Below are 22960 nucleotides of genomic sequence, written 5' to 3'. Positions count from 1 at the left end.
ATGTCAGACGGGAAGCAACTGGATTACGAAACCGAGGAATCGACGGAAGAACACCAACGCGTACCGCGGGACGACGGGAGCGATCTACCGATCAAAGAGGGGGCGGTGTTCGGGGCCATCGCCGTGGTCGCCACGTATCTGACGCACCTGCTTCTGACGGCGATTGCGACGGCACAATCGTCCCCCATCGCTGCATCCGTCGGGGCGGATGGCGACGTGGTCGTCACCGAAATGGTCGCCTCCTGGAAGGCCGCTGGCTGGAGCTACCTCAGCGTGTTCGGGACCGGATTCGAGGCCGACGGCGAAGCCGCAACGCTCAGTGACGCGCCGAACCACGGTGCCGCGTTCGCTACCGGCGCGTTCAGTTTGTCGACGCTGGTCCTGTTTCTCGTGACGGTCGGTGGTATCGTCGTCTCTGGATACGCGATTGCCAAATACACCGAGGCAAACAGCCCCGTCGACGCCGCGAAAGCCGGCGTCACCGTCGCCATCCCGTACCTCGCGTTCGCCGCAATCGCGGCGTTCGTGATGACGCAAACGTACTCCGAGGTTCCCACTGTCCTGAACCTCATCGGTGCTGAGGACGGCGGCGTTCTCGGACTCTCCGCCGGCGACTACATCAACGACGCGGGAGATTCGGTCAGCACCGACGTCGAGTTCGCTCCGTCGATGACCGATGCGGTCCTCTTCGCCGGCATCATCGTTCCGGCAATCCTCGGCGCCGTCGGCGGCCTGCTCACCCAGCCGCGTGACGCCCTCGAGACCGTGATGGCGAAGGTCCAGTAAGGGAACTGCGATCACCGATCGAACTACCCAGCACAGATATAGATCAGTGTCTCAACTGATTTTTCCGAACTGATCACTGCACCGAGAGCTGCTGCGCTCGAGTCCCCACTGTCGAAACGGTCGACGGACGATAGCGACGACGCGAGCACGGCGGCGGAAACACGAGGAATGGAACGGTTTCGGACGGGAACTGTCGAGTATCAGTACTGCTGTTTGTGACCGTGGTCGAACGAAACGTACTGGTCTGCGGTCGAGCGGTCGGAGCGTCGGCGGTCGATCCAGTACTGCAGATCGGAGATGAACAGCGCGAGGTTTTCGCGGGCGAGCAGTTTCATCGAGACGCCTTGCGGCGAGCGGAACAGGGCGATCAGCGACCACATCGACCCGGCGGCGAACGCGCCCATCGCGGAGAAACTCATCCCGAGTGTGAAAAACGTCGTGCCGTAGACGAACCCGATCCCCATCGACGGGAGGCTCGTGCCGAGCGGAACCCGCGCGCTCGAGTCGCGCAGCGTCGGCGCGAGGAAGATAATCGAAAGGCCGCTTCCGAACATGAATACGAGATCTTGCCACATCATCAAAAGTACTTACTCGAGTGTGAGTTAAAGATCTCTCGGTCCGGAAATCGGCAGTTATCACGGACACTCACCGAGTACTGACGGAGTGTCGAAACCGACGCCAGGAGGACGAAAAACGCCGGAATCCGCAGACCGATCCGACATCGCAGGACCGCAATTAGCGATTACGCGATCACAATAGAACGCGTCCCCGACGGATCAGCGCTCGGTGAGAACGGCCTCGTCGAGCAGCGTCTCGCGGGCCTCAGCCATCGACGTAACGACGACGTCACAGTGGGGCTCGACCGCCGGTTTGGGTTCGAACCCGATCGCCAGTCCGGCGACCTCGAGCATCGGCAAGTCGTTGGCACCGTCGCCCATCGCGACGGTTTCTGCGAGGTCGACGCCGACGTCGTCGGCGAGGGCCGCAAGGGCGTCGTCCTTGGTGCCCTCGATCAGCGGACCGTCGACCGTACCGGTGAGCTCGTCTCCCTCCATCGGGAGCCAGTTCGAGACGATGTGATCGACGGAGACGCCCTCGCGCTCGAGGGCGGCCGCGACGCCGCGTTCGAACCCGCCCGTGAGAATAGCAGTTGTGACGCCAGCCGCATTCAGTTCCTCGATGAGGTCGGCGGCCCCCTCGCGGAGGACGACCTCATCGAAGGCCGCGTCGGCCTCGGCCCGGGGGAGCCCCTCGAGCAGGGCCGCGCGCTTGCGCAGACTCTCGGCGTACTCGATTTCATTGTTCATCGCGCGCTCGGTAATCTCATCCATATCGGCGGCGACGCCGCGGCGGTCGCCCAGCAGGACTGTCATCTCGGAGTCCGAAAGCGTCCCATCGAAGTCGAAAGCGACGACTGTCATTGTGCCCCGGTTGTGGGTCCCCGGATAAACCAGTTCAGGTTTCCCGTCGTCGAGCGGACCGATCGGTCGTCACCGGCGAACGGGTGTGAGTGGCCACTGTCTATATACATCGGGCGTTCCGTCACTGATGCGTGACCGACGGCGAACGGACCGGAACGGACGCGAGCGAGCCCCTCGAGTCGCCGCTCTTTGCGTTCGACGAGAGCGAGTTCTTCCGACAGCTCGTGGCGAACACCTCCGAGGGGTTGCTGACCATCGACGAGGAGAGCACCATCGTGTTCGCGAACCCCGCAATCGAGGACATTCTCGGCTACAGTCCAGAAGATCTCATCGGTTCCTCGAAGATGACGCTGATCCCCGAGCGGCTCCAGTCGGCCCACGCCGCCGGCCTCGAGAAGTACCTGCGAACGGGCGACAAACACATTAACTGGGACGGGATCGAACTCCCCGCCTTGCACAAGGACGGACACGAGGTTCCCGTGCTAGTGAGCCTTCGAGAGCACACCCACGAAGGACGGCGGCTGTTCACGGGATTGTTCCGAGATATCTCCGATCAGAAGGCGCGTCAGCGCCGCTTCGAGGCCGTCTTCAACAACACCTACCAGTTCACCGGCCTCCTCGATCCCGACGGAACCGTCCTCGAGGCCAACCGGACGGCGCTTGCCTTCGCCGGGATCGACCGAGCCGATGTCGTCGGAAAGCCGGTCTGGGACACCTACTGGTTCCAGTTGGGAGAGACTGCGCGCGAGACCGCTCTCGAGGCCGTCAAGCGCGCCGGCGACGGGGAACTGTTCGGTGGCGAAATCCGTATTCAGGGCGACGACCGGACGGCCGTCATCGATTTCTCCGTTCGCCCGATCACCGATCAGCAGGGGGCGGTCCAGTTGCTCGTCGTCGAGGGACGAGACATTACGGCGCTCAAACTCCGGGAACAGCACCTGCGGGTCCTCCACCGGTTGCTCCGGCACAACCTCCGGAACGAACTCAACGTCATCGGCGGGTTTGCGGAAACGTTGGTCGCGGAACTCGAGGACGAGACTCACCGCGAGAACGCGGCCGAAATCGCGGCGGCTGCCGCGTCGTTGATCGAACTCAACGAGTCGACGAAGGAACTCGCCGACGTGACCCTCGAGGACGGCCTCCCGCGGCGGCCGGTGGCGGTCGGCGACGTCCTCGAGACGGTCCTCGCCGACCTCCGCGACCGGTATTCCGCGAGTACGATCACGGTCGCCGGGGCCACGGACGCGGTCGTCGCCGGCGACGATCGGCTCGCGACCGTTTTCGAGGAACTCGTCCAGAACGCGATCACCCACACCGACGCGGCCGAGCCGACCGTCGAAATCGACATCGAGGAAGGCGCCGACACGGTCGACGTTCGGGTCCTCGACACCGGCCCCGGAATCCCCGTGACCGAGCGGGCCGGGATCTTCAACGACGAACCGGTCACGCAGGTCAGACACGGGAACGGGCTGGGACTGTGGCTGGCCAGCCTGATCGTCGACGACTACGGCGGCTCTCTCGACTACGAGCCCCGGTCCGACGGCGAGGGGAGTTGCGTCACCGTCCACTTCCCCCGAGCGCAGTAACGAGCCGTTCTACTCGCCGTCCTCGACCGGCGTCTTGACGATCGTTACCGGTCGCGAGGCCAATCGTGCGACGCGGTCGGTGACGCTCCCCAGCAGCTGGCGGTAGTCACCGGGCCGTTCCTTCGATCCCATGACGAGCAAGTCGACGTCGGCTTCATCCGCGTACGCGAGAATCTGCTCGTGAGGAGAACCGTGCCTGACGACAGTCGTCGGCTTCAGCCCCGCGTTCCGGGCCGCTTCGGCCGCCGACTCGAGGGCGTCCTCGCCGACGTGTTCGAGCGCTGCCTCGAGGCCCTCGAACTCGTGGACGTACTCGTCGCCGCTGTAGGAGTCATAGACATCGCTGTCGACGACGTACAACAGGTGGAGTTCCGCACCGGTCCGTTCGGCGACGGCGATGGCGTGTTCAGTTGCCAGTTCCGTCCCCTCCGCCGCGTCTGTCGGTAATAGAATTCGATCGTACATAGTCAATGGTACGCGCTCGACGGGATAAGTTGGACCGGCTATTTCACGTTCGCGGGAATATCGTCCGGACGGCTGCCAGTGGTCGATCGGGCATCAACCGAACGAGGAACGGCGTCGGTACCAGCGCAGAGTTGGCCGTCGACGGTCGCATCGCCCCGATTTCGCTTCGGAAGTGGCGGTATTTTTTGCCGCCCCTCGCGACAACGGAAGGGTTTACGTTCTCCACCCGGTTATCTCGCGCATGAAGGTTCTCGTCACGGATCCGATCGCAGACGCGGGTCTGGACGTACTCAGAGACGCCGGCCACGACGTCGAAACGGGCTACGAACTCGAGGGCGACGACCTCCTCGAGGCGGTTTCGGACGCGAACGGACTGATCGTCCGCTCGGGCACCGAGGTCACCGAGGAAGTCCTCGCAGCCGCCGACGAACTCGCGATCGTCGGCCGAGCCGGCATCGGCGTCGACAACATCGACATCGACGCCGCGACAGACAGCGGCGTCATCGTCGCCAACGCCCCCGAGGGGAACGTTCGCGCGGCCGCCGAACACACCGTCGCGATGACGTTCGCGAGCGCTCGCTCGATCCCGCAGGCCCACATCCGCCTGAAAAACGGCGAGTGGGCGAAAAGCGACTACCTCGGCACCGAACTCGACGGCAAGACGCTCGGCGTCGTCGGCCTCGGCCGCGTCGGCCAGGAGGTCGCCAAGAAACTCGACTCGCTGGGGATGGACATCGTCGCCTACGACCCCTACATCAGCGAGGAGCGCGCCGAGCGCATCGGTGCCGAACTCGTCGAGTTCGATCCGTGCCTCGAGCGCGCCGACGTCCTGACCGTCCACACCCCGCTCACGCCGGAAACGGAGGGCCTGATCAGCGAGCCCGAACTCGATCAACTCGGCGACGGCTACCTCGTCAACTGCGCCCGCGGCGGCGTCGTCGATGAGGACGCGCTGGCCGCCAAGGTCGAGGACGGCACCCTCGCCGGCGCGGCGATCGACGTCTTCGCCGAGGAGCCGCTCCCGGCGGACTCGCCGCTGCTCGAGCACGACGACATCCTCGTCACGCCCCACCTCGGTGCCTCGACGGAGGCCGCCCAGGAGAACGTCGCGACCTCGACGGCCACACAGGTCAACGCCGCGCTGGTCGGCGAGCCGGTCGCGAACGCACTGAACGCGCCGTCGATCGACGAGAGCGCGTTCCCCCGCGTCGAGCCCTACATCGAACTCGCCGAAACCGCCGGCAAGGTCGCCGCGCAGCTGCTCGAGGGCCGCATCGAGGATGTGGAAGTCGTCTACGAGGGCGACATCGCCGGCGAGGACGTCGAGTTCGTCACCGCCAGCGCGCTCAAGGGCGTCTTCCAGCCCCTCGAGTGGCAGGTCAACGCCGTCAACGCCCCCCAGATCGCCGAGGATCGCGGCGTCGACGTCACCGAGTCCAAGACGCGACAGGCCGAGGACTTCCAGAGCCTGATCTCCGTAACCGTCAGCAACGACGACGATGAAGTTTCCGTCGACGGAACGCTCTTCGCCGGCGACGACCCGCGCATCGTCCGCATCGACGGCTACCGCGTCGACGCCATCCCCCACGGCCGGATGGTCATCACGCGAAACACCGACGAGCCCGGCGTCATCGGTCTCATCGGCTCCGTGATGGGCAAACACGGCGTCAACATCGCCGGCATGTTCAACGCCCGCGAGACCATCGGCGGCGAAGCGCTGACCGTCTACAACGTCGATAGCGAGGTCCCCGCGGAAGCGAAGGCGGAGCTCGAGGAAGACGAGCGGGTCATCGGCGTCAGCGACATCACGCTGAACGGCCAGAGCTGATCGAGCGTCGATCAATTCTCTATCTTTGTTTAAATATACAGTGTGTAGGGACAGGTTTTCCCAAAATGGTATTATTTATAAGATATTATTAGTAGATTTAAATTCTATTTAGACGGAATTTTTAATAGTATAGATTTCCAACTTGTAGTATGGTGAGAAAACCCACCCGGAGAGGTACCATGTCTGCACTCGCATCGATAATGACGACTTCGGTCGCATTTTCTGGAGGGGTTGTAGCTGATAGGAACGGAGGGCACAACTTCAATCCAAGTAGGTTCGAAGAGGTGTATGATTTCATAACCGAATACAAGAAGGCTGAAAATGATGAAAGAAAGAAGATGGAAGAAGATCTTACTGAAGAAGAGTATAAGGCAGTCAAGGCCTTTAATGTGCCTGTAGAAACGGTAGTATATGAGATCAATGCTTCTGGTCCCCGTAAGGAGTTAGAATCACTAGACACAGTAGAGACTTTAGAGAGTGGAAGGATCAGTACGTCTAGTGTGAACGTACAAAGTTCTCAACGACGCGATAGTGTAGAGCCCGCCGTCATCCGAAAATGGAACAAAGACACTGTGGAAAAAATTATCCGAGAAGACGAGCAAGAATCACTTGCTCTTCATCATAAATTGAAAGAGGGGGCTCACGAGCCAAATTCACAAACACCTACTCAGGCTATTAGAACCACAGGTGTTGTAGACTCCGGTAGCGATACATATTCCCATATTATTGAAGAAAATAGTCCTATGGGTGCAACTACGTATCGGTGGGAACATAAGATCCACTGGGACTGGAGGATATCAGACGGTGGTGGACGTGTTTTTAATACACGGAATCAGCATGGACCTAAGCATACGACATATTTCATGTCCTACCAAGGTAAAACAGACGAATGGGAGGCGATTGAAACTAATGGAAAATCCTCACCAGAGGATGATGTATACCAGGAAGCATACCATTCTTATATTATGGGCCATATGGAACAAGGTGCTCCATCAATAGGTGTATCGGCCTATGAAGGACATCCGTACTCAGAACTTCGAGGAGCAGATGGACCACAGTCATGGTGTGTTGATTCCGGGATCGAGACATGAAAACTGCGTAGGCAGCGACTTGTCATAGACAGCCTTCATGACAAATTTAATTGTTATATTTATAACGTACTTCTGAAAAAGAGACCATAACTGTTTAGTCCGATTAGATATTACTTTCTATAATGGATATGTTAAATATACCACTAGGGCCGGTAGAAATAGCCATCATAATTTCATTTGTGGCGCTTATTTCTATATGGTCGTATAATGATGCACGTAAAAACGATATTAATCGTCCAATTATAGTAAGTTCAGTTATTTTCATTTTATTCTTGAGGGGAGTGATTCCAGGCGCTCTTGGCTTGCTTCTCTATATTCACGTTAGGAACAATTTATGAGTACAATTTCTTGATAGAGTGGTTTGATTCACAGATTACATTATAGAATACAGCCATTATTTTCCAGTCTTTTTGTTGATACTCTTCAGATGCATAATATTTTGTATAGGTTTCTGCATGAGGCGCGCGCGGCAAAAGACCTATCGCTCGGACGAACGATATTGCGCGTATGGACGACGACGTTTCGGTCGACTTCGGCGAGGACGGACTCGTCCCCGCCGTGGCACAGGACGCCGACTCCGGCGAGGTGCTCATGCTCGCGTACGTCTCACCGGAGGCCCTCGAGCGGACCCGCGAGACCGGCCGCGCACACTACTACTCCCGGAGCCGGGAGGAACTCTGGGAGAAGGGGGCGACGAGCGGCCACGTCCAGGACGTCGCGGAGGTCCGGGTCGACTGCGACGCCGACACCCTCCTCTATCTGGTCGACCAGGAGGGTGGCGCGTGCCACACCGGCCACCGATCCTGTTTTTACCGGACGATAGAGGGAGAGCACGTCGGCGAGAAAGTGTTTGACCCCGACGCCGTCTACGAGTGAAATGAGCGAGCGCGTCCCCTCCACTGACGCCGGCTCGGACGCCAGCGTCAGCACTAACGACGGCGAACCAACCCCGCTCGAGACCCTCGAAGCTGCTCGAAATCGCCGTGAGACGGTCGAGGACCGCATCGCAGACCACGGCGAGGAGACCGTCGACGAAGTCGCGACGGCCTATCGCGACGCGACGAAATTACTGGACGACTACGTCGACCGAGCGACCGGAACCGGCAAGGAGAACTTCCAGGCCTACATCGAACTCGAGGGGAAATTCGACGGGCTCGTCTCGAGTCTCTCCGACGACCTCGTCGCGTACGAGGCCTTCGAGGACTCCCTCGAGGCGATCGACAAGCGCCGGCTCAGCGAATCGGACTTCGAGCGCGCTCGCGAGGCCCTCGAGCCGGCCGCCGAGTACGCCGACCTGCTCGAGGAACGCGAGGCCGCCCGCGAGGAGGTCGCGGAGGCGCGCAAGGCAGCCAACAAGCGCTCGCGAGCGCTCGACGACGAAATCACTGAGCGCGAACGGCTACTCGAACTCGCGACCGCCGATCTCGACGCGCCGGTCGAGCGGCTTCGGGAGCCGATCGAGCACTACAACGAGGCCATCCGCGAGGCCGTACAGGAGTACCGGCTCGCGGCCAGCGCACGCGAAGTGTTCGACCTGCTCGAGCGGAGCGCGTGGTACCCGTTCGTGAACTACGAGCAGCCGCCCGACGATCTGCTGGAGTACGTCCGCGAGAATCCGGCGGGCGAGTACACGATTCCGGAATTGCTCGAGTATGCCGACTACTCTCGATCGAAGCTCTCTCACTACGTCGACAGCGCGGACGAACTCAAGCGCAACGTCGCGACCCAGCAGACGTACCTCGACGGCATCGACGCCGAGCCGCTGACGGTCGACTGGCCACCGGAGTCGGCCGGCACGCTGCGTCGACGCGTCCGGGAGTACCGACCCTTCGTCGCTCGCGTCGCCGACGAAGACGTGGTCGCGAGCCTTCGCGAGGTCCGCCTCCTCACGACCGACAGCGACTACGACCGCCTCCAGACCGCGGCGCAGGCCGTCGCCCGGCTCGACCCCGCCGAACGCGAACGGCTGACCGACGGTCGCGTCGCGGACGAACTCGAGGCTCTGCGGGCCGAACGGGAGCGACTCGAGGCGGCGCTCGAGGCCGACGACCTGGTCTGAGCGGTCGCAGTTCGAGCGGCTCATGGTCCGAGCGGCTCGGTTCGTTTGGGCCCCGCACTTTAGCCGTCGGAGCCCGATTTCACTCGCATGAGCAGACACGTCCTCGTCCCGATGGACGACTCCGAGCCGGCGCGGGCGGCCCTCGAGCACGCCCTCGAGTGGGTTCCAGCCGATCGAGTGACGGTCGTTTTCGCGGTCGACGACCTCGAGGCGGACTACGGCAGCGTCGTCTCGGGGGACGACGAACCCGATTTTTTCGCCGAGATCCGGGCGATCGCCGACGAGCACGACAGGGCGGTCGAAGCGACCGTCGTCGACGGGACGGGAGTGGCGGACGCCATCCTCGAGTACGTCGGCGAGGCGGACGTCGACGCGATCGTCATGGGCAGCGAGGGGAAAGCCGGCGTCTCGCGGATGCTGCTCGGCAGCGTCGCGGAGGCGGTCACGCGGCGCGCGGAGATTCCGGTGACGATCGTTCCGTGACGGACAGTCGGAGTCGGTCGAGAGAGCTATGAATGGAATCGCCGATTCTAATGAGAAACAGCGAAAGAAGCGTCCTACTATCGTGGCAACAGGGAATCGCCACGCCCTCCCCAGCCGATTTCTACTCACGGCGGCGGAGCCGCCGTTCGTATGGTTCGCGGAACCGGAGGTTCCGCGCTAACGTTCGCGCCTCACGGCGCTCACTCATCCCTCGCGCAGTGTCCATCGACCGCCCTCACTGTGCTCACGGTTCCCTGCGGTCACCGCTCGCTTTCCGAGGCACTCACTGTGTTCGCGCCTCGCGACGCTCGGCCGGTCGACAGCGCGCGCCACAGCATGCCGGATGGTCGGTCTGGAGCGAGACGTTGCTCCCGTCACTGAGCGTTCGTGGGTGCTGAACGAGCGGCGGTAGAAACCGAATTTAGGCGTCGGCCTTCGCGTCGGCCAGCGCCTCGTACATGTCGTCGACGAGTTCCTCGGCGCGGTCGCCCTCGCGGGCCTCGGCGTAGATCCGGACGAGCGGTTCGGTGCCCGACGGGCGGGCGAGCACCCACGCATCGCCGTGATCCAGCCGGTAGCCGTCGCGGGTGTTGAGTTCGGCGTCGGACGCCTGGGCGTGGTTGGCAGCCGCGTCGAGCATCGCGTCGCGCTCGGCCGTCGACTCGTATTCGACGTTGCGCCGGACGTTGACGTAGCCGTCGTAGGGGGCGACGATCTCGCTGACCGGGCGCTCGGCGACTAACTCGAGAAAGCGCGCTGCAGTGAACGCCCCGTCCCGCGAGAGCCGGTATTCGGGGAAGAAGATGCCACCGTTGCCCTCGCCGGCGACCGGTACCCGCTCGCCGTTGGCCTCGAGTTCCTCGATGCGGGTGATGATGTTGGTCGAGCCGATGGGGGTTAACTCGAGTTCGGCCCCGACCGCGGTGACCACGTCGACGAGTCGCTGGGAGACGTTGACCGCGGAGACGGTGGTGTCGCCGGCCTCGAGTTCGGCGGCGGCGAGCGCGGCGAGCGTGGCGTCGCCCTCGACGTAGTCGCCGTTCTCGTCGAAGAAGATCGCGCGGTCGGCATCGCCGTCGTGGGCGATGCCGACGTCGGCGTCGGTCGCCCGGACGAGCCGACCGAGGTCCGCGAGGTTGTCCGGAACTGGTTCGGGGTCGCGACCCGGGAAATGACCGTCGGGCTGAGCATTAACGGTGACCACGCGACAGCCCAGTTCCCGGAAGAACTCCGGGCTGGTCAACGATCCCGCGCCGTGGCCCGGATCGAGCGCGACGGTGAGGTCAGCGTCGGCGATCACCTCCCGATCCGCTGCCGCGAGCAGCCCGTCGACGTACTCCCGTTTGACCCCGTCGATCTCGCGGACGCGACCCGTCTCGTCCCAGGAGGCGACGGTAAACGACTCCGCGAGTAGCGTCTCCTCGATATCCTCGAGGGCCGAGATCGAGAGTTCGACGCCATCGCTCCCGACGAGTTTGACGCCGTTGTACGGCGGCGGGTTGTGCGAGGCCGTGATGACCATGACCGGCACCCCTTCGCGTTCGGCGTAGGCCTGTGCCCCCGGCGTCGGAACGATCCCAAGGCGATCGACATCGGTACCCGTACTCGCCAGCCCGCTGGCGGCCGCATCGGCCAGCATCTGCCCCGTGTGACGGGTGTCACGAGCGATGGCAACCCGGTCCCCACCGCGACCACCACCCCAGGTCGTCCCCGCCGCTTTCGCGACGCGCAGGACGAACGCGGGCGTCAACTCCTCGTTGGCGACGCCCCGCGTCCCGCTCGATCCGAAGACTTGCATCACGTGGTACTCTAACCGGACCCCCCAAAGGGATTCCGCAAACTGATTCCGACGCGGCGGCCGTCGTCGCCCCGTGTGCCAGCGCAGGACGGAACGTTTTCGTCCCGCCCCCACGACATTCCCGTATGGATTCGATCGAGGAAAAGCGCGTCTACGGCGACCGCGCAGGGGCAGTCACCGCGTACGTCGCGAGCGCAATGGGCATCGTTCGCGTGCGCGTCGCCGGCGACACCGTCGGCGAATTCGGCCTCTGTGAACGCTGTTCGACTCGAGACATCGCGGCGGGCCCCGCCGCGGTCGCCATCGCGACCGACGAAGACGTCCGAGTACTCGCCCTCGAGGACGGAGCCGGAACGAACCGCAGCGGCGGCGACGGCGGTGACGATGAGAACGTTGGCGACGCGTCACTCGCGACCGAGGAGGAGACGTTCGTCGGGACGGGGTTCGGCCCGGCGGTCGCCGTCGGCTACGACGATGACGGCGACCTCCTCGCGGCCGACCCGGACGGTCGCGTCGCGTGTCAAGCCGCGGACTCGAGCGAGTGGACCACGCTCGCGGACGAGACCGTCGCGCCGGTTCGGGCGATCGACGGTGATCTCGTCGGGACAGCGGACGGCGTCTACCGCGTTCAGGACGGCGGACTTAATCACGCCGGACTGACCGATGTGCGTGACGTCTCGGCGGCCGGCGTCCCGCTCGCCGCCACCACGGACGGACTCTACAAGCTCGGCAACGGCTGGATGGCGGTCCTCGAGGGGGGGTTCGACACCGTTGGAGCCGATCCCCGCTCGGAGCCGGGACGGCTTGTCCGCGCGCACGCGGTCACGGACGAGACGATCTACGAGTACGTGCCCGACGACGACGCGTGGCGCGAATCCGATCGATCGACCGATTCCGTGATCGGCTTTAGCTACGGTGAGACGACCTACGCCGTGACGGAGCAGGGGGCCTTCCTCGCGGGCGTGGGGCGTCCCGGAGGGACGGCCCACGTTGGGAGCGACGGGGAGTGGCGGACGCGAACGCTCGGTGTCAGGGACGTGACGGGGATTGCGATCCCACAACGGGAGTGAGATTTGCGACCCAGCGATGTCGGTGAGTGTGCGTCTGAGACCGCCGGTCGGGCGCGATGTCTGACGGACGTTTAACTATACGGGATTATTCTCTGTGAGTATATGAGCGAACTACCACGCCGACGACTACTGGCCGTGACCGGCACCGCACTCACGGGTGCGGTCGCCGGCTGCACGGGCAGCGACGAGGACGCGGGGAACGGTAACGGGAACGGTGACGGGAGCGGAAACGGGGACGGGAACGAGACGGGAGACGAATCCGGCGGACCGAGCGGCACGCTCCTCGGGGAAATCTCCGTCGAGAATCTAAACGACGAATCGCATACGGTCGACGTCATCGTCGAGTTCGGCGGCGATCCCGAACACTGGTCGACCCACGAACTCGCGGCCGACAGCGGCGCGGAACTCGAGCGAAACTGGTCGACAGAACCGGGTGCGTTCAACATCGTGTTCCGGCTCGACGGAGGGGAACCGACCCAGGTCACGCCGGCGAAGTGGAACGATCCAGACTGCATCAACGTCTTCGCGCTGGTCACCCGAAACGGCGAACTGAAGATTCTGAGCGACACCGACGGCGGCGCGTGCGGCGACGGCGATGCGACGGTTGACGACGCCGAGGCGTGATCGAACGGGTCGTGAGCGAGCGATCGGATCGCGTGCCGAGTCGAACGGGTAGTTGCGTCCATTTTGTCACACCGATCGCGACGACGCGTTTTTTGCGGACGGTGCGAGTCGACTCTCTCGGTCCGAGAACGAAAACTGGTTTACCCCCCGGCCTGTCCCACCGACTATGATCGTCAGCGGATCGGCGTCGCAGGCTCTCGCCGCGACGCTCGCTCGAGAGCTCGAGGAATCGCTCGCCGCCGTCGAATACGACCGCTTTCCCGATGGCGAACTGCTCGCGGCCGTCCCGGGACTGGCCGACGCCGACCCGGACCGGGCGGTGATCGTCGCCTCGACCGTCTCGAGCGACGCCCACCTCGAGGTACTCCAGTTACAGGACGCCGCTCGCGAGGCGGGCGTCGAGGAGGTCGTCACCGTTTTGCCGTACATGGGCTACGCTCGACAGGACGCGGCTTTCGAGGCGGGTCATCCCGTTTCCGCGCGGGCGGTCGCCCGTTCGATTTCGACCGGCGCGGACCGCCTCCTCACCGTCAACCCCCACGAAACGGCAGTCTGTGAGTTTTTCGAGCCGACGGCGACGGCCGTCGACGCTGCGGGTCGACTGGCCGAGCCACTGCCCGACGACCTCGTAGAGCCGGTCTTTCTCTCCCCCGACGCCGGCGCAATCGATCTCGCGGAGACAGTCCGGGACACCGCCGGCGCGGGTGAGACCGACTACTTCGAGAAGACCCGACACTCCGGAACCGACGTCGAGATATCCCCGAGCGATGTCGACGTAGCCGACCGAGACGTCGTCGTGGTCGACGATATCATCGCGACGGGGTCCACGATGAGCGAGGCCGTCGACGTCCTGCAGCAGCGAAACGTGGGGCGCGTGTTCGTCACCTGCGTCCACCCGCTGCTGGCCCGCAACGCCGTCACGAAGCTCTCGCGGGCCGGCGTCGAAGCGATCTATGGCACCGACACCATCGAGCGCGGGGTTAGCACCGTCTCGGTCGCACCGACCCTCGCAAGACACCTGTAAGCAAACGATTAAGTAGTCCCCGTCCAGTCACCTAGTTGTTAGCGCGTGGCACGAGGCTTGCTCGGCCACACGAGACGCCGCGGATACCGAACTACATTGACTCGATGCACGGAATCGTCCACAAAACCCTCAAAGAGTACGTCGTCGCCCGGACCGACGACGACACGTGGGATACGATCGTCGAGCGCTCCGGCCTCGAGCCGAAGCTGTACCTGCCCGTCACCCACTACGAGGACGGCGAGATCGACGCCGTCCTCGAGACCCTGTCGACGATGGCCACCCAGAACAGGCGCGCGATCGAACGCGACTTCGGTCGGACCCTGGCGCCGGAACTGCTGTCGACGTTCAGCGCCCACTTGCGCCGCGACTGGGAGCTGCCGGAACTGCTCGAGTCACTCGAGACGGTCACCGACGACGTCGAAGCTGCCACCGAGGGGACCGTGCTGCCTGCACTCTCCTGTCACCGCGAGTCCGACGCCGCGGTCGTCACGTACGAGTCGGGCCGCGACACCCGATACTGCGGCCTTGCCCACGGGATTCTCGAGGGGATCGTCACCGCGTTCGACGCCGACGCGACCGTCGCGGAAACGGCCTGCGCCGGCGACGGTGCCGACGCGTGTCAGTTCCGCGTCGACCTCGAGGCGTGAGACCCCTGCGGTGAGTCAGCCGTCACCCGTTTTCATCTCGAATCGAATTCGTCGGTAGCGATGAGCGCGAACGCCGCAGGTGCGGTCGTGCACAACGGATCGCAGTCACCCCGAGCGTCGAACGCGGGATCCGTCTGAGCCACGGCCGCGATTCCGCTCACGGTCAGCGACGGCGGGCCAACAACGACCCGGCGACGACCATCACAAGGGCAACGAGGGCCGCCGGGACGCCGAAGCCGGGGACCTCCTCGAGCGCCGCGGCCGGCCCGCCGCCGACGCGAACGGTGACGGTCCGCTCACCGACGCCGATCTCGTATCGCCCACTCTCGTCGAACTGGAGGGACGCCTCGACCGTCGTCGACTCGCCGGGTCGGAGCGCCACCGATCGCTCGGCGACGACGCCTTCGGCGGTCCGGAACGCGATGACGGCCGCCGCCGGTCGGTCATCAGCGGATTCGACTGTCGCGGTCGCCGTCACCGACTCGCCGGGATCGATCGTCTCGGAGGAGAGTCGGAGGTCGGAAACAGTCACGCTCGGAGCCGACCGGACGACGGCGGTCAGCCGCTCGGAGCCGACGCGAACCGTGTACTCGCCGGGCTTCGACGGCGTCCACGAGAGACGGTGGTTCGTCCCCTTGCCGGGCGCGAGCGTCCCCTGCTCGTGATCGGCCACTCGGCCATCGACCTGCAGGGTCGCGTCGTAGGTCCCGTCGCGATCGCCGACGTTATCGACCGTGACCGGGATCGACACGGATTCACCGACCGGAACTGCGATTACGTCGCCGTTCTCGCCGCCGGTCGCACCGATCGTCGATGAGTTCCAGCGCGGCCACTCCCGGTCTCCCACGTCGATCGACTCGGTTCCCAGCCCGTACTCGAAAACCGCGACCGGCTGGTCGAATGCCGCTCCGTGCTGGCTCCGACTCCACATCTCGGGAGTCGCTTCGGTCCGAGTGTACCGCTCGGCGGCGGCCCGAACGTCCGTTCCGCCGTACTCCTCGAGCAGGCGGAGGAAGTCCGCCTCGGTTATCTCCCCCTCCCGGGCGTTCAGCGTGCGGAAGACATCCTCGAGCGTTCGATCGCCGTCGGTCGCGAGCCGCAGTCGGCGGTCGATCTCGCCGTAGACGAGCGCCCCCTTCGCGTAGTCGGTGTCCGGGTCGTCCCACGTCGATCGGTCGATCAATACTCCGTCGGCGTACCGTGACCGTTCCCCTCGCTCGAGGAGGTCGCTGAAGTCCCCGAAGTCGGTGCGACCGGTCTCGAGGGCGAGCAGACCCGCGTAGTAGTCTGCCTGGGCCTCGACCAGCCACTCCACTTCGGCGGCGGTGTCGTCGTTCGAATTGGAGAAGCGCTGGCGAACGTGAACGTACTCGTGGAACCAGACCGGGTTCGACTTCTCGAGACGTTCGTCGGCGACGACCCACGCGTCCGATCGGCCGTACTTGAGCCCCGGCGGCCCCCAGTCGACATCGTTCGGGACCGCGACGACGAACACCTCGTCGCTTCGCATCCCGACGTCGAGTCGGCCGCTGGCCGCCGCCAGTGCCGACAGGACCGCCTCGGGTGACTCCCGAAGGGTCGCGGCCTCGGGAACGACAAGCCTGAACGTCTCCCCGTCGACGGTCCGCCGGTGCTCTTGAACCGCACCGAAGAACGCGATGTCGCCGCCGGTCGCACCCGGCCCGTCGACGCGCACCGATTTTTCGATGCCGACCGGATCGGTCTGACTGTACCGGATCGAAACGTCGGGTACCTGCACCACGCCCCAGTCACCGGTGTCGACGAACGTGTAGCCGTCGCTCGACGAGCCGACGGTCCCCTCGTCCCCTGTCCGATCGGCCGGCATCGTGTACCGAATCGTCGGCTCGTCGGTCGATTCGGTCCACTCGTAGGTCTGCTCGCCCGTCCGTTCGAACCCCGTCGTCGACTCGACGGTCGCACCGGGCTGTAACGTGATCTCGAGTTCCGTGACGGGATCCGGCACGCGGAGGGTCAACGCCGCCTCGAAGCGATCGGGCTCCGCCGGCAGGTGCCGGAGGACCGTCGTCCGGTGGAGCACGTCGTCAGAACTGCTCGTCGCCGCCACCGATTCGGTACTCGTTCCGACGGCTGCGAGCGATCCGCTGGGAGCGCTTCCCGACCCGAAGTCGGCGGTCGACGCCGAATCGGCCGCCCCCGCGGGCTCGAGGGCACCGACGCCGGCCGGAAGACTGCCGACGAGTAAGACGACGAACACGAAGACGGCGAGCCGAGATTTCACTACCCGTTGCTGGTCAGTCAGCGCTCAAGACATTTATGGCAGCGATACTGTCACTTCCTGAAGAAGCAAACGGGAGCGAGAACGGTCCTGCGAACGGCAGCCTCGTAACCGGCTACTCCGACGCCTCAGCCGTCGCCAGCGGCTCGATTGCGATCTCGGACATCCACCGTTTTCCGCTCGGGTCGCTCACAGTGCTCGCGACCGCTCTCTGCTCACGGCGGCTCCGCCGCCGTTCGCATGGTATGCGAGACCTCCGGTCTCGCACTATTCGCATGGTCCGCGGGACCAAAGGTCCCGCGCTGGCGCAAAAATCTGGACCAAAAAGCGGAACGGTCGGCTTCGCCTCCCGTTCCGAAAAACACCTTATACGTCCCAACAGCGCTAGTCCGACGCTTCCGCAGCCGCCAGCGGCTCGATCGCGATCTCCATCGTCACACCCTCGACATCCCACTCCTTGCGGTGGCCGTCCTCGACCGCGCGGCGCTCGTCCGCGCGAACCTCCTCGCTGATCAGGTCCTCGTGGTCCGCGACGAGGTCGGCGACGCGGTCGTCGTCAATCTCGAGATCAAGCGCGATCCGCTCTTCGACATCGAGATCGAGATCCTTGCGCATCTCCTGGACCCGGCGGATGACCTCACGGGCGTAGCCCTCGCTCTCGATATCGTCGGTCAGCGAGGCGTCGACGTAGGCGACGCCTCGGTCGTCGCCGTCGGTGCTGAACGCGGTGCCGGCGACGCCGTCAGGCGTCTGAGTGACAAAGGAAACCATCTCGTCGGTGATCTCCTCGCCCGCGTCCAGTGTGTCCGCGACGGCGTCGTCGATCGCCTCGAGGCTCGGTTCATCGATACGGGCCTCATTGAGCGCGTTCATGACCTGGCCGGCGCGGTCGCCGAAGGCCGGGCCGAGTTCGCTCATGTCCGCTTCGGCGCTGTACTGGAGTTCCTCCCAGCGCTCCTCGGGCGAGACGAGTTCGATTTCGCGGGCGTTGAGCCGATCCTCGAGCAGTTCGGTGTGGCGCTCGACGGCAGCGACGACGCGCTGGTCGTCCGCGGCAACGACGACGCGCGGAACCGGCCAGCGCAGCTTGCGGCCGGCCTGCTGGCGGGCATTCGCGCCGGCCTCCTCGATCGCGCGGAGGAGGGCGACGTCCTCCTCGAGCTGTTCGTCCTGCCAGTACTCGTCGACCGCGGGCCAGTCCTCCATGTGGACCGTTGGGTGGCCGTCATCGCCGGTGAGCGTCCCGTAAATCTCCTCACTGATGAAGGGCGCGTACGGCGCGAGCAGGGCGACGCCCTCCCGGAGCACCTGATAGATCGTCGCGTAGGCCGCAGTCTTCGAACCGCTGTCCTCCTCGGCCCACATGCGCTCGCGGACCGCCTGCACGTAAAAGCGCGAGACGTCCTCGACGACGAACTCGAGGAGCGCGTCGACCGCCCTGTCCTGGCGGAACTCCTCGAGATGGTCGGTCATCTCGGCCTTCGTGGACTGCAGCCGCGCGAGCACCCACTCGTCGATCAGCTCGAGATCTTCGTCCGCGTCCTCGAGGGTAGTTTCCTGTGGATCAAACTCGTCTAAGCGCATGTACGGCAGCGGGAACCGGAAGACGTTCCACAGCGTCCGGAGGTGGTTCTCCATCGTCTGCATCCCGTCCCAGTCGAAGCGCATGTCCTCGCCCTGCGGGTTGTTCGACAGCAAGAACAGCCGCATGGTATCCCGGCCGTGGCGATCGATCGCCTCGTGGGGGTCGACCAGGATGTCCTTGGACTTGCTCATCGCGCGGCCGTCGGGCATGAGCGCGTGGCCGTGCATCAGGACCTCCGTGTAGGGGCTCTCGCCGAGCGCGGCGGTGCCCATCCCCAGCTGGGACCAGAACCAGCCTCGAGTCTGATCGTGGGCCTCGAGGATGAGGTCGGCGGGCCAGAGCTCGTCGAACCGGCTGTCGTCCGCGGGGTAGTTCAGCGTCCCCCACGACGCGACGGAGGAGTCGAGCCAGACGTCGAACACGTCGGGAACGCGAGTGTAGGTGGTGTCCCCGTCGGTGATCGTCAGGTCGTCGACCGTGTCCTTGTGGAGGTCGACTTCCTCGGGGTCGATGTCCTGATCGACGCGCTCGACGAGTTCCTCGCGCGTGGAGACGACGATCATGTCCTCATCATCGTCCCGGTCTTCCGGCGTCCAGATCGGCAGCGGAATGCCCCAGTAGCGCTGTCGGGAGACGTTCCAGTCCGGTGCCTCCTCGACGAAGTCGCGGAAGCGGTTGTCGCGAGCCCACTCGGGGTGCCACTCGCTGTCCTCGATGTTCTCGAGGAGGTCGTCTTTGATATCCGTGATCGTGATGAACCACTGGTCGGTGACGATCTGGAGGATTCCCGTGTCACAGCGCCAGCAGTGGCCGTAACTGTGGTGGACGGTGCCCGAAGCGAGCAGCGCGCCCTCGTCCTCGAGGTCGGCCGTGATCTCGTCGTCCGCGTCCGTGACGAACTGCCCCTCGTATTTGCCCGCTTCCGCGGTGTAGACGCCGTCGCCACCGACTGGACAGAAGATCGGGAAGCCGAGTTCGCGGCCGCGCTCGAAGTCCACCTCACCGTGGCCGGGCGCGGAGTGAACCAGCCCGGTCCCGTCGCCGTCGGTGTCGACGTAGTCGGCGGCGTAGACCTCGAGCGCGCCTTCGTGGTCCGGATGATCGGGCACCTCCTCGCTGAGCGGATGCTCGTAGGCCCAGCCGAGCAAGTCCTCGCCGGTGACTTCCTCCTCCACCTCGTAGTCGTCGTAGCGGCCCTCCCGCAGGACCTCCTCGTGTTTCGCCTCGGCGAGGTAGAGCAGTTCCTCCTCGCCGTCTCTCTCCGCACGAACCCCGACGTAATCGCCGTCCTCGTCGACCGCGACAAAGGTGTTCGCCGGGATCGTCCATGGGGTCGTCGTCCAGATGACGAGCGACCCCTCTCGGTCCTCGAGGTCGAATTTGACGTAAATCGAGGGATCCTCAACGTCCTCGTACTCGACCTCGTTGTTCGCGATGGCGGTCTCACAGCGCGGACACTGCGAGATGGAGCGGTGGCCCTTCTCGACTAAGCCGCGGTCGGCAGCGTTCGCAAAGCCCCACCAGGCCGCCTCCATGTACTCCGGCTCGACCGTTCGGTAGGGATCGTCCCAGTCCATCCAGACGCCAAAGTCCTGAAAGTCCGACTGGAGGCCCTCGAGCTGCTCGTCGGCGTAGTCCTTGCACTCCTGGATGAAGTTCTCCTCGCCGAACTCCTCGATGTCCTTCTTGTTCTCGAAGCCCAGTCGCTCCTCGACGCGGGTCTCGATGGGAAGGCCGTGCATGTCGTAGCCGGGGCGATCGGTGACGTCGTACCCCTGCATTCGCAGGAAGCGGATGTAGACGTCCTTCAGCGACTTGTTCCAGGTAGTTCCCATGTGCGCCGATCCCGACGTGTACGGCGGGCCGTCGACGAAGAAATAGGACTCACCGTCCGCTCGGTGCTCGACCGTCTGCTCGTAGGCGTCGACGTCGTCCCAGTACTCGAAGACCCGCTGCTCGAGTTCGTGTGGGTCGTACTGGTCGTCGACCTCGCCGAACCTGCTCATACTCGACCTAATCGCCTCCGGTAGTAAAGAGGAATCGATATTGCAGGTCGCTCGCGTCGATGTCTCGAGAAATCGAACGGCGTTTTCGGCCGCTCAGATGTACTTCGAGAGGACCTTCTGATAGCCCAGTCCATACGCGCCAGCGTAGAGCATGACGCCGCCGAGGAGAGCCATCCACATTGCGATCATCGCCTCGCCACCCCCGAGGTGCTGGAGGCTCGCCTGTTCGACGAGGACGCCGCCGACCGTCAATACACCGGCGACGACGGTGTAGACGACCAGTGTGAGTGATTCCACGAGTAGTTCAGGATCGAGCGTTGGCATTACCCTGCTGGTACCCACCCACAGAAGGTAAACCTGTCCCCTCGAGTGCGACACGACCACATGGACGGAAGCCGCATCGAATCGACCGGTCTAAGCGCCTGCGGTCGTATCTCGGTATGTGCCCGCGACCGACCCCGATACCGATGCCGAACCCGACTCGGCAACCGCAGAATCCCCGGCCTATCCGAGCGACCGAAACGTCCTCGAGCCCGACTGCACACGCTGTTCGGCACTCGTCGAGTCCCGCGAGTGCATCTCGTGGGGAACCGGCCCGCTCGAGGCCGACGTGGTCGTCGTCGGCGAAGCGCCGGGATACGGCAACCCCGACGCCGACCGCTGGCGGGGCGGCAACTGGACCGGCAAGGCCTACACCTCGAGACACTCCGGTCGGCGCATCCGTCGGATGGTCGAGCAGATCGGCTACGGCGACGACGCCTATTACACGAACGCGGTGAAGTGTTTTCCAGCGAGCGAGGAGCCACGCTCCTCGGAGTCGGCGAACAGTGAAACCGTGAGCCAGGATCCCGAGGACCCGACGAGTAATCGCGAACCCACCCCCGAAGAGCGCGCGAACTGTCGGACTCATCTCCTGACTGAACTCGAGGAGGTCGATCCGACGGTCGTCCTCGCGACGGGAAAGCACGCGACGAAGACCGTGTTAGCGGCCGAAGATCGGACGCTCGAGGGCTTTATCGACAGCGTGCTCGAGCCGGTCCGCTGCGAGCGCCTCGACGTGTGGCTCGTTCCGATCCTGCATCCGTCCTATCAGGACGTCTGGATCGGCCGGCTCGGGTTCGAGCCCGATGAGTACCTCGAGGCGATCGGCGAGACGCTCGACGAACTGTGTGGACCCTCCGGCAAGCGGTAGCGGGTGAATACGCTGCAAAAACAAGCTTCCGGCTGCGGATGCTATTCCCGTCACAGTACCGCTTTCGCCGTCCAGCGCTCGACGGAACCCGGCGATCGATTCGAGTAGTCGGGTAACCTTCATACGGCGAGCCAACACACACTCGAGCATGAGTACGATCTTCAGTCAGATCGTGGAGGGGGAGATCCCCGCGCGCATCGTGTACGAGGACGAGACGACGATCGCCTTCCTCGACGCCAACCCACTGGCACCGGGCCACACGCTGGTGATCCCCAAAGACGAGTACGAGCGGCTGAACGACGTTCCCGAAGACATTGCGACGGATCTCTACGCGACGATCCATCGCATGGTCCCCGCCGTTGAGGAGGCTGTCGACGCCGACGCGACCACCGTCGCGTTCAACAACGGCGAGGAGTCCGGACAGGAGGTTCCACACGTCCACTGTCACATCGTCCCCCGGTTCGAGGGCGACGGCGGCGGCCCCATTCACGCCATGTTCGGTGGCCCGGCCGATCTCGAGGACGACGAACTCGACGACATCGCCGACGAGATCGAGTCTCGAGCCTGAGACGGTCTGCTGTACCGATGTCCCGGAGCAACCGCAGGACGGTTCGCGGTTGCTCCGGAACTGACTGACAGCAGTCCGTACGATTCGATCGGTGAACGGCGCAGCTCGAGGGTGCCGTGACGTTTTTACTCTCCGCGCGTGAGCCTCGCGTATGACCATCGCCGGCATCGTCGCCCAGTTCCGCGCTCACCCCGTCGCCACGGCCCTCGAGCTGGGCAGCGTCCTCGTCTGCTGTCTACTGTTCGCGGGAACGTTCGTGCTCCTCTCGAGTGGCGTGCCGACCGGCCGGGGCGATCCGTGGCTGGCGCTGATCGGCGTCGGCGTCGCGTTCGTCCTCTTCTGGACCGTCGTGGTGCCACTGTACGAACGGACGCTGTAGACGTACCTTTTTACGCTAAAAAGGCCGCCTTCACGGGCTTCGCCCGTTCCGGCGGTGTCGTTCGAAAGCGCTCAGCGCGCTTTCGTGACTG

21 protein-coding genes are annotated in these 22960 nt (G+C 64.2%); 14 read left to right on the top strand and 7 right to left on the bottom strand.

Annotation, left to right across the window (positions count from 1 at the left end):
* Positions 1 to 786, top strand: a complete 786-nt coding sequence (locus ACEWFR_RS17170; RefSeq protein WP_374062206.1) for a hypothetical protein — start codon at positions 1 to 3, stop codon at positions 784 to 786.
* A gap of 200 nt (positions 787 to 986) precedes the next feature.
* On the opposite strand, the gene ACEWFR_RS17165 is transcribed toward ACEWFR_RS17170, so the two are convergent.
* Both ACEWFR_RS17165 and serB read right to left on the bottom strand, forming a co-directional pair.
* A complete protein-coding gene (locus ACEWFR_RS17165) occupies positions 987 to 1364 on the bottom strand; it encodes a hypothetical protein (protein WP_374062205.1) in 378 nt (125 codons plus the stop codon).
* Between the two features lie 198 nt (positions 1365 to 1562).
* Positions 1563 to 2207, bottom strand: a complete 645-nt coding sequence (gene serB, locus ACEWFR_RS17160) for a phosphoserine phosphatase SerB (protein WP_374062204.1) — start codon at positions 2205 to 2207, stop codon at positions 1563 to 1565.
* Positions 2208 to 2338: 131 nt separating this feature from the next.
* Here serB and ACEWFR_RS17155 point away from each other — a divergent pair, with 131 nt between their 5' ends.
* Positions 2339 to 3793, top strand: a complete 1455-nt coding sequence (locus tag ACEWFR_RS17155) for a PAS domain S-box protein (RefSeq protein ID WP_374062203.1) — start codon at positions 2339 to 2341, stop codon at positions 3791 to 3793.
* A gap of 9 nt (positions 3794 to 3802) precedes the next feature.
* Here the strand turns inward: ACEWFR_RS17155 and ACEWFR_RS17150 are convergent, their stop codons facing one another.
* Positions 3803 to 4258: a universal stress protein gene (locus ACEWFR_RS17150; protein ID WP_374062202.1), complete on the bottom strand. Its 456-nt coding sequence runs from the start codon at positions 4256 to 4258 to the stop codon at positions 3803 to 3805.
* A 241-nt stretch (positions 4259 to 4499) separates the two neighbouring features.
* On the opposite strand from ACEWFR_RS17150, the gene serA reads away from it, so the two are divergent.
* The 5 genes from serA to ACEWFR_RS17125 all read left to right on the top strand — a co-directional run bounded on the left by serA (position 4500) and on the right by ACEWFR_RS17125 (position 9719).
* Positions 4500 to 6086: a phosphoglycerate dehydrogenase gene (gene serA / locus ACEWFR_RS17145; RefSeq protein ID WP_374062201.1), complete on the top strand. Its 1587-nt coding sequence runs from the start codon at positions 4500 to 4502 to the stop codon at positions 6084 to 6086.
* 179 nt (positions 6087 to 6265) lie between these two features.
* Complete coding sequence (locus tag ACEWFR_RS17140; RefSeq protein WP_374062200.1) at positions 6266 to 7177, top strand: hypothetical protein; 912 nt, start codon at positions 6266 to 6268, stop codon at positions 7175 to 7177.
* A gap of 507 nt (positions 7178 to 7684) precedes the next feature.
* Positions 7685 to 8053, top strand: a complete 369-nt coding sequence (gene hisI, locus ACEWFR_RS17135; protein ID WP_374062199.1) for a phosphoribosyl-AMP cyclohydrolase — start codon at positions 7685 to 7687, stop codon at positions 8051 to 8053.
* 1 nt (position 8054) lies between these two features.
* Positions 8055 to 9236 (top strand): hypothetical protein, encoded by a 1182-nt coding sequence (locus ACEWFR_RS17130; protein WP_374062198.1) that lies wholly within the window; start codon positions 8055 to 8057, stop codon positions 9234 to 9236.
* Between the two features lie 87 nt (positions 9237 to 9323).
* The gene (locus ACEWFR_RS17125) at positions 9324 to 9719 is read left to right on the top strand and encodes a universal stress protein (protein ID WP_374062197.1); all 396 of its coding nucleotides are present in this window, start codon (positions 9324 to 9326) and stop codon (positions 9717 to 9719) included.
* A gap of 421 nt (positions 9720 to 10140) precedes the next feature.
* On the opposite strand, the gene glmM is transcribed toward ACEWFR_RS17125, so the two are convergent.
* Complete coding sequence (gene glmM, locus ACEWFR_RS17120) at positions 10141 to 11517, bottom strand: phosphoglucosamine mutase (RefSeq protein ID WP_374062196.1); 1377 nt, start codon at positions 11515 to 11517, stop codon at positions 10141 to 10143.
* 125 nt (positions 11518 to 11642) lie between these two features.
* On the opposite strand from glmM, the gene ACEWFR_RS17115 reads away from it, so the two are divergent.
* The 4 genes from ACEWFR_RS17115 (at position 11643) to ACEWFR_RS17100 (ending at position 14882) form a co-directional block, all read left to right on the top strand.
* Positions 11643 to 12587 (top strand): hypothetical protein, encoded by a 945-nt coding sequence (locus ACEWFR_RS17115; protein WP_374062195.1) that lies wholly within the window; start codon positions 11643 to 11645, stop codon positions 12585 to 12587.
* Between the two features lie 102 nt (positions 12588 to 12689).
* Positions 12690 to 13211: a hypothetical protein gene (locus ACEWFR_RS17110; RefSeq protein ID WP_374062194.1), complete on the top strand. Its 522-nt coding sequence runs from the start codon at positions 12690 to 12692 to the stop codon at positions 13209 to 13211.
* A gap of 166 nt (positions 13212 to 13377) precedes the next feature.
* The gene (locus ACEWFR_RS17105; RefSeq protein WP_374062193.1) at positions 13378 to 14235 is read left to right on the top strand and encodes a ribose-phosphate diphosphokinase; all 858 of its coding nucleotides are present in this window, start codon (positions 13378 to 13380) and stop codon (positions 14233 to 14235) included.
* A 104-nt stretch (positions 14236 to 14339) separates the two neighbouring features.
* A complete protein-coding gene (locus ACEWFR_RS17100; protein WP_374062192.1) occupies positions 14340 to 14882 on the top strand; it encodes a heme NO-binding domain-containing protein in 543 nt (180 codons plus the stop codon).
* Positions 14883 to 15045: 163 nt separating this feature from the next.
* On the opposite strand, the gene ACEWFR_RS17095 is transcribed toward ACEWFR_RS17100, so the two are convergent.
* The 3 genes from ACEWFR_RS17095 to ACEWFR_RS17085 all read right to left on the bottom strand — a co-directional run bounded on the left by ACEWFR_RS17095 (position 15046) and on the right by ACEWFR_RS17085 (position 21054).
* Positions 15046 to 17142, bottom strand: coding sequence for a CARDB domain-containing protein (locus tag ACEWFR_RS17095; protein ID WP_374062191.1), 2097 nt, complete (start codon positions 17140 to 17142; stop codon positions 15046 to 15048).
* A 381-nt stretch (positions 17143 to 17523) separates the two neighbouring features.
* A complete protein-coding gene (gene ileS / locus ACEWFR_RS17090; RefSeq protein WP_374062190.1) occupies positions 17524 to 20730 on the bottom strand; it encodes an isoleucine--tRNA ligase in 3207 nt (1068 codons plus the stop codon).
* A gap of 93 nt (positions 20731 to 20823) precedes the next feature.
* Positions 20824 to 21054 carry a hypothetical protein gene (locus ACEWFR_RS17085; RefSeq protein ID WP_374062189.1) on the bottom strand — a complete coding sequence of 77 codons (231 nt, stop codon included), beginning with the start codon at positions 21052 to 21054 and terminating at the stop codon, positions 20824 to 20826.
* Positions 21055 to 21172: 118 nt separating this feature from the next.
* On the opposite strand from ACEWFR_RS17085, the gene ACEWFR_RS17080 reads away from it, so the two are divergent.
* The 3 genes from ACEWFR_RS17080 to ACEWFR_RS17070 all read left to right on the top strand — a co-directional run bounded on the left by ACEWFR_RS17080 (position 21173) and on the right by ACEWFR_RS17070 (position 22869).
* On the top strand, positions 21173 to 21922 hold the full coding sequence (locus ACEWFR_RS17080) for a uracil-DNA glycosylase family protein (protein ID WP_374062188.1): 750 nt from the start codon (positions 21173 to 21175) through the stop codon (positions 21920 to 21922).
* A gap of 148 nt (positions 21923 to 22070) precedes the next feature.
* Positions 22071 to 22490 (top strand): HIT family protein, encoded by a 420-nt coding sequence (locus ACEWFR_RS17075; RefSeq protein WP_374062187.1) that lies wholly within the window; start codon positions 22071 to 22073, stop codon positions 22488 to 22490.
* A 151-nt stretch (positions 22491 to 22641) separates the two neighbouring features.
* On the top strand, positions 22642 to 22869 hold the full coding sequence (locus ACEWFR_RS17070) for a hypothetical protein (protein ID WP_098725081.1): 228 nt from the start codon (positions 22642 to 22644) through the stop codon (positions 22867 to 22869).
* The last annotated feature ends 91 nt before the right edge of the window (positions 22870 to 22960 follow it).

Source organism: Natrinema sp. H-ect4 (genome assembly GCF_041894845.1).
Lineage (GTDB): Archaea > Halobacteriota > Halobacteria > Halobacteriales > Natrialbaceae > Natrinema.
The sequence above is the reverse complement of the archived record's forward strand: the minus strand, read 5'-3'. Positions and strand labels throughout refer to the sequence as shown.

Coding starts and splice junctions, on each gene's coding strand:
- ACEWFR_RS17140 (WP_374062200.1), top strand. CDS start 6,266: ATGTCTGCACTCGCATCGATAATGACGACTTCGGTCGCATTTTCTGGA.
- ACEWFR_RS17150 (WP_374062202.1), bottom strand. CDS start 4,258: ATGTACGATCGAATTCTATTACCGACAGACGCGGCGGAGGGGACGGAA.
- ACEWFR_RS17085 (WP_374062189.1), bottom strand. CDS start 21,054: ATGCCAACGCTCGATCCTGAACTACTCGTGGAATCACTCACACTGGTC.
- ACEWFR_RS17170 (WP_374062206.1), top strand. CDS start 1: ATGTCAGACGGGAAGCAACTGGATTACGAAACCGAGGAATCGACGGAA.
- ACEWFR_RS17110 (WP_374062194.1), top strand. CDS start 12,690: ATGAGCGAACTACCACGCCGACGACTACTGGCCGTGACCGGCACCGCA.
- serB (WP_374062204.1), bottom strand. CDS start 2,207: ATGACAGTCGTCGCTTTCGACTTCGATGGGACGCTTTCGGACTCCGAG.
- ACEWFR_RS17105 (WP_374062193.1), top strand. CDS start 13,378: ATGATCGTCAGCGGATCGGCGTCGCAGGCTCTCGCCGCGACGCTCGCT.
- ACEWFR_RS17100 (WP_374062192.1), top strand. CDS start 14,340: ATGCACGGAATCGTCCACAAAACCCTCAAAGAGTACGTCGTCGCCCGG.
- ACEWFR_RS17165 (WP_374062205.1), bottom strand. CDS start 1,364: ATGATGTGGCAAGATCTCGTATTCATGTTCGGAAGCGGCCTTTCGATT.
- ACEWFR_RS17115 (WP_374062195.1), top strand. CDS start 11,643: ATGGATTCGATCGAGGAAAAGCGCGTCTACGGCGACCGCGCAGGGGCA.
- hisI (WP_374062199.1), top strand. CDS start 7,685: ATGGACGACGACGTTTCGGTCGACTTCGGCGAGGACGGACTCGTCCCC.
- ACEWFR_RS17125 (WP_374062197.1), top strand. CDS start 9,324: ATGAGCAGACACGTCCTCGTCCCGATGGACGACTCCGAGCCGGCGCGG.
- ACEWFR_RS17070 (WP_098725081.1), top strand. CDS start 22,642: ATGACCATCGCCGGCATCGTCGCCCAGTTCCGCGCTCACCCCGTCGCC.
- serA (WP_374062201.1), top strand. CDS start 4,500: ATGAAGGTTCTCGTCACGGATCCGATCGCAGACGCGGGTCTGGACGTA.
- glmM (WP_374062196.1), bottom strand. CDS start 11,517: ATGCAAGTCTTCGGATCGAGCGGGACGCGGGGCGTCGCCAACGAGGAG.
- ileS (WP_374062190.1), bottom strand. CDS start 20,730: ATGAGCAGGTTCGGCGAGGTCGACGACCAGTACGACCCACACGAACTC.
- ACEWFR_RS17130 (WP_374062198.1), top strand. CDS start 8,055: ATGAGCGAGCGCGTCCCCTCCACTGACGCCGGCTCGGACGCCAGCGTC.
- ACEWFR_RS17075 (WP_374062187.1), top strand. CDS start 22,071: ATGAGTACGATCTTCAGTCAGATCGTGGAGGGGGAGATCCCCGCGCGC.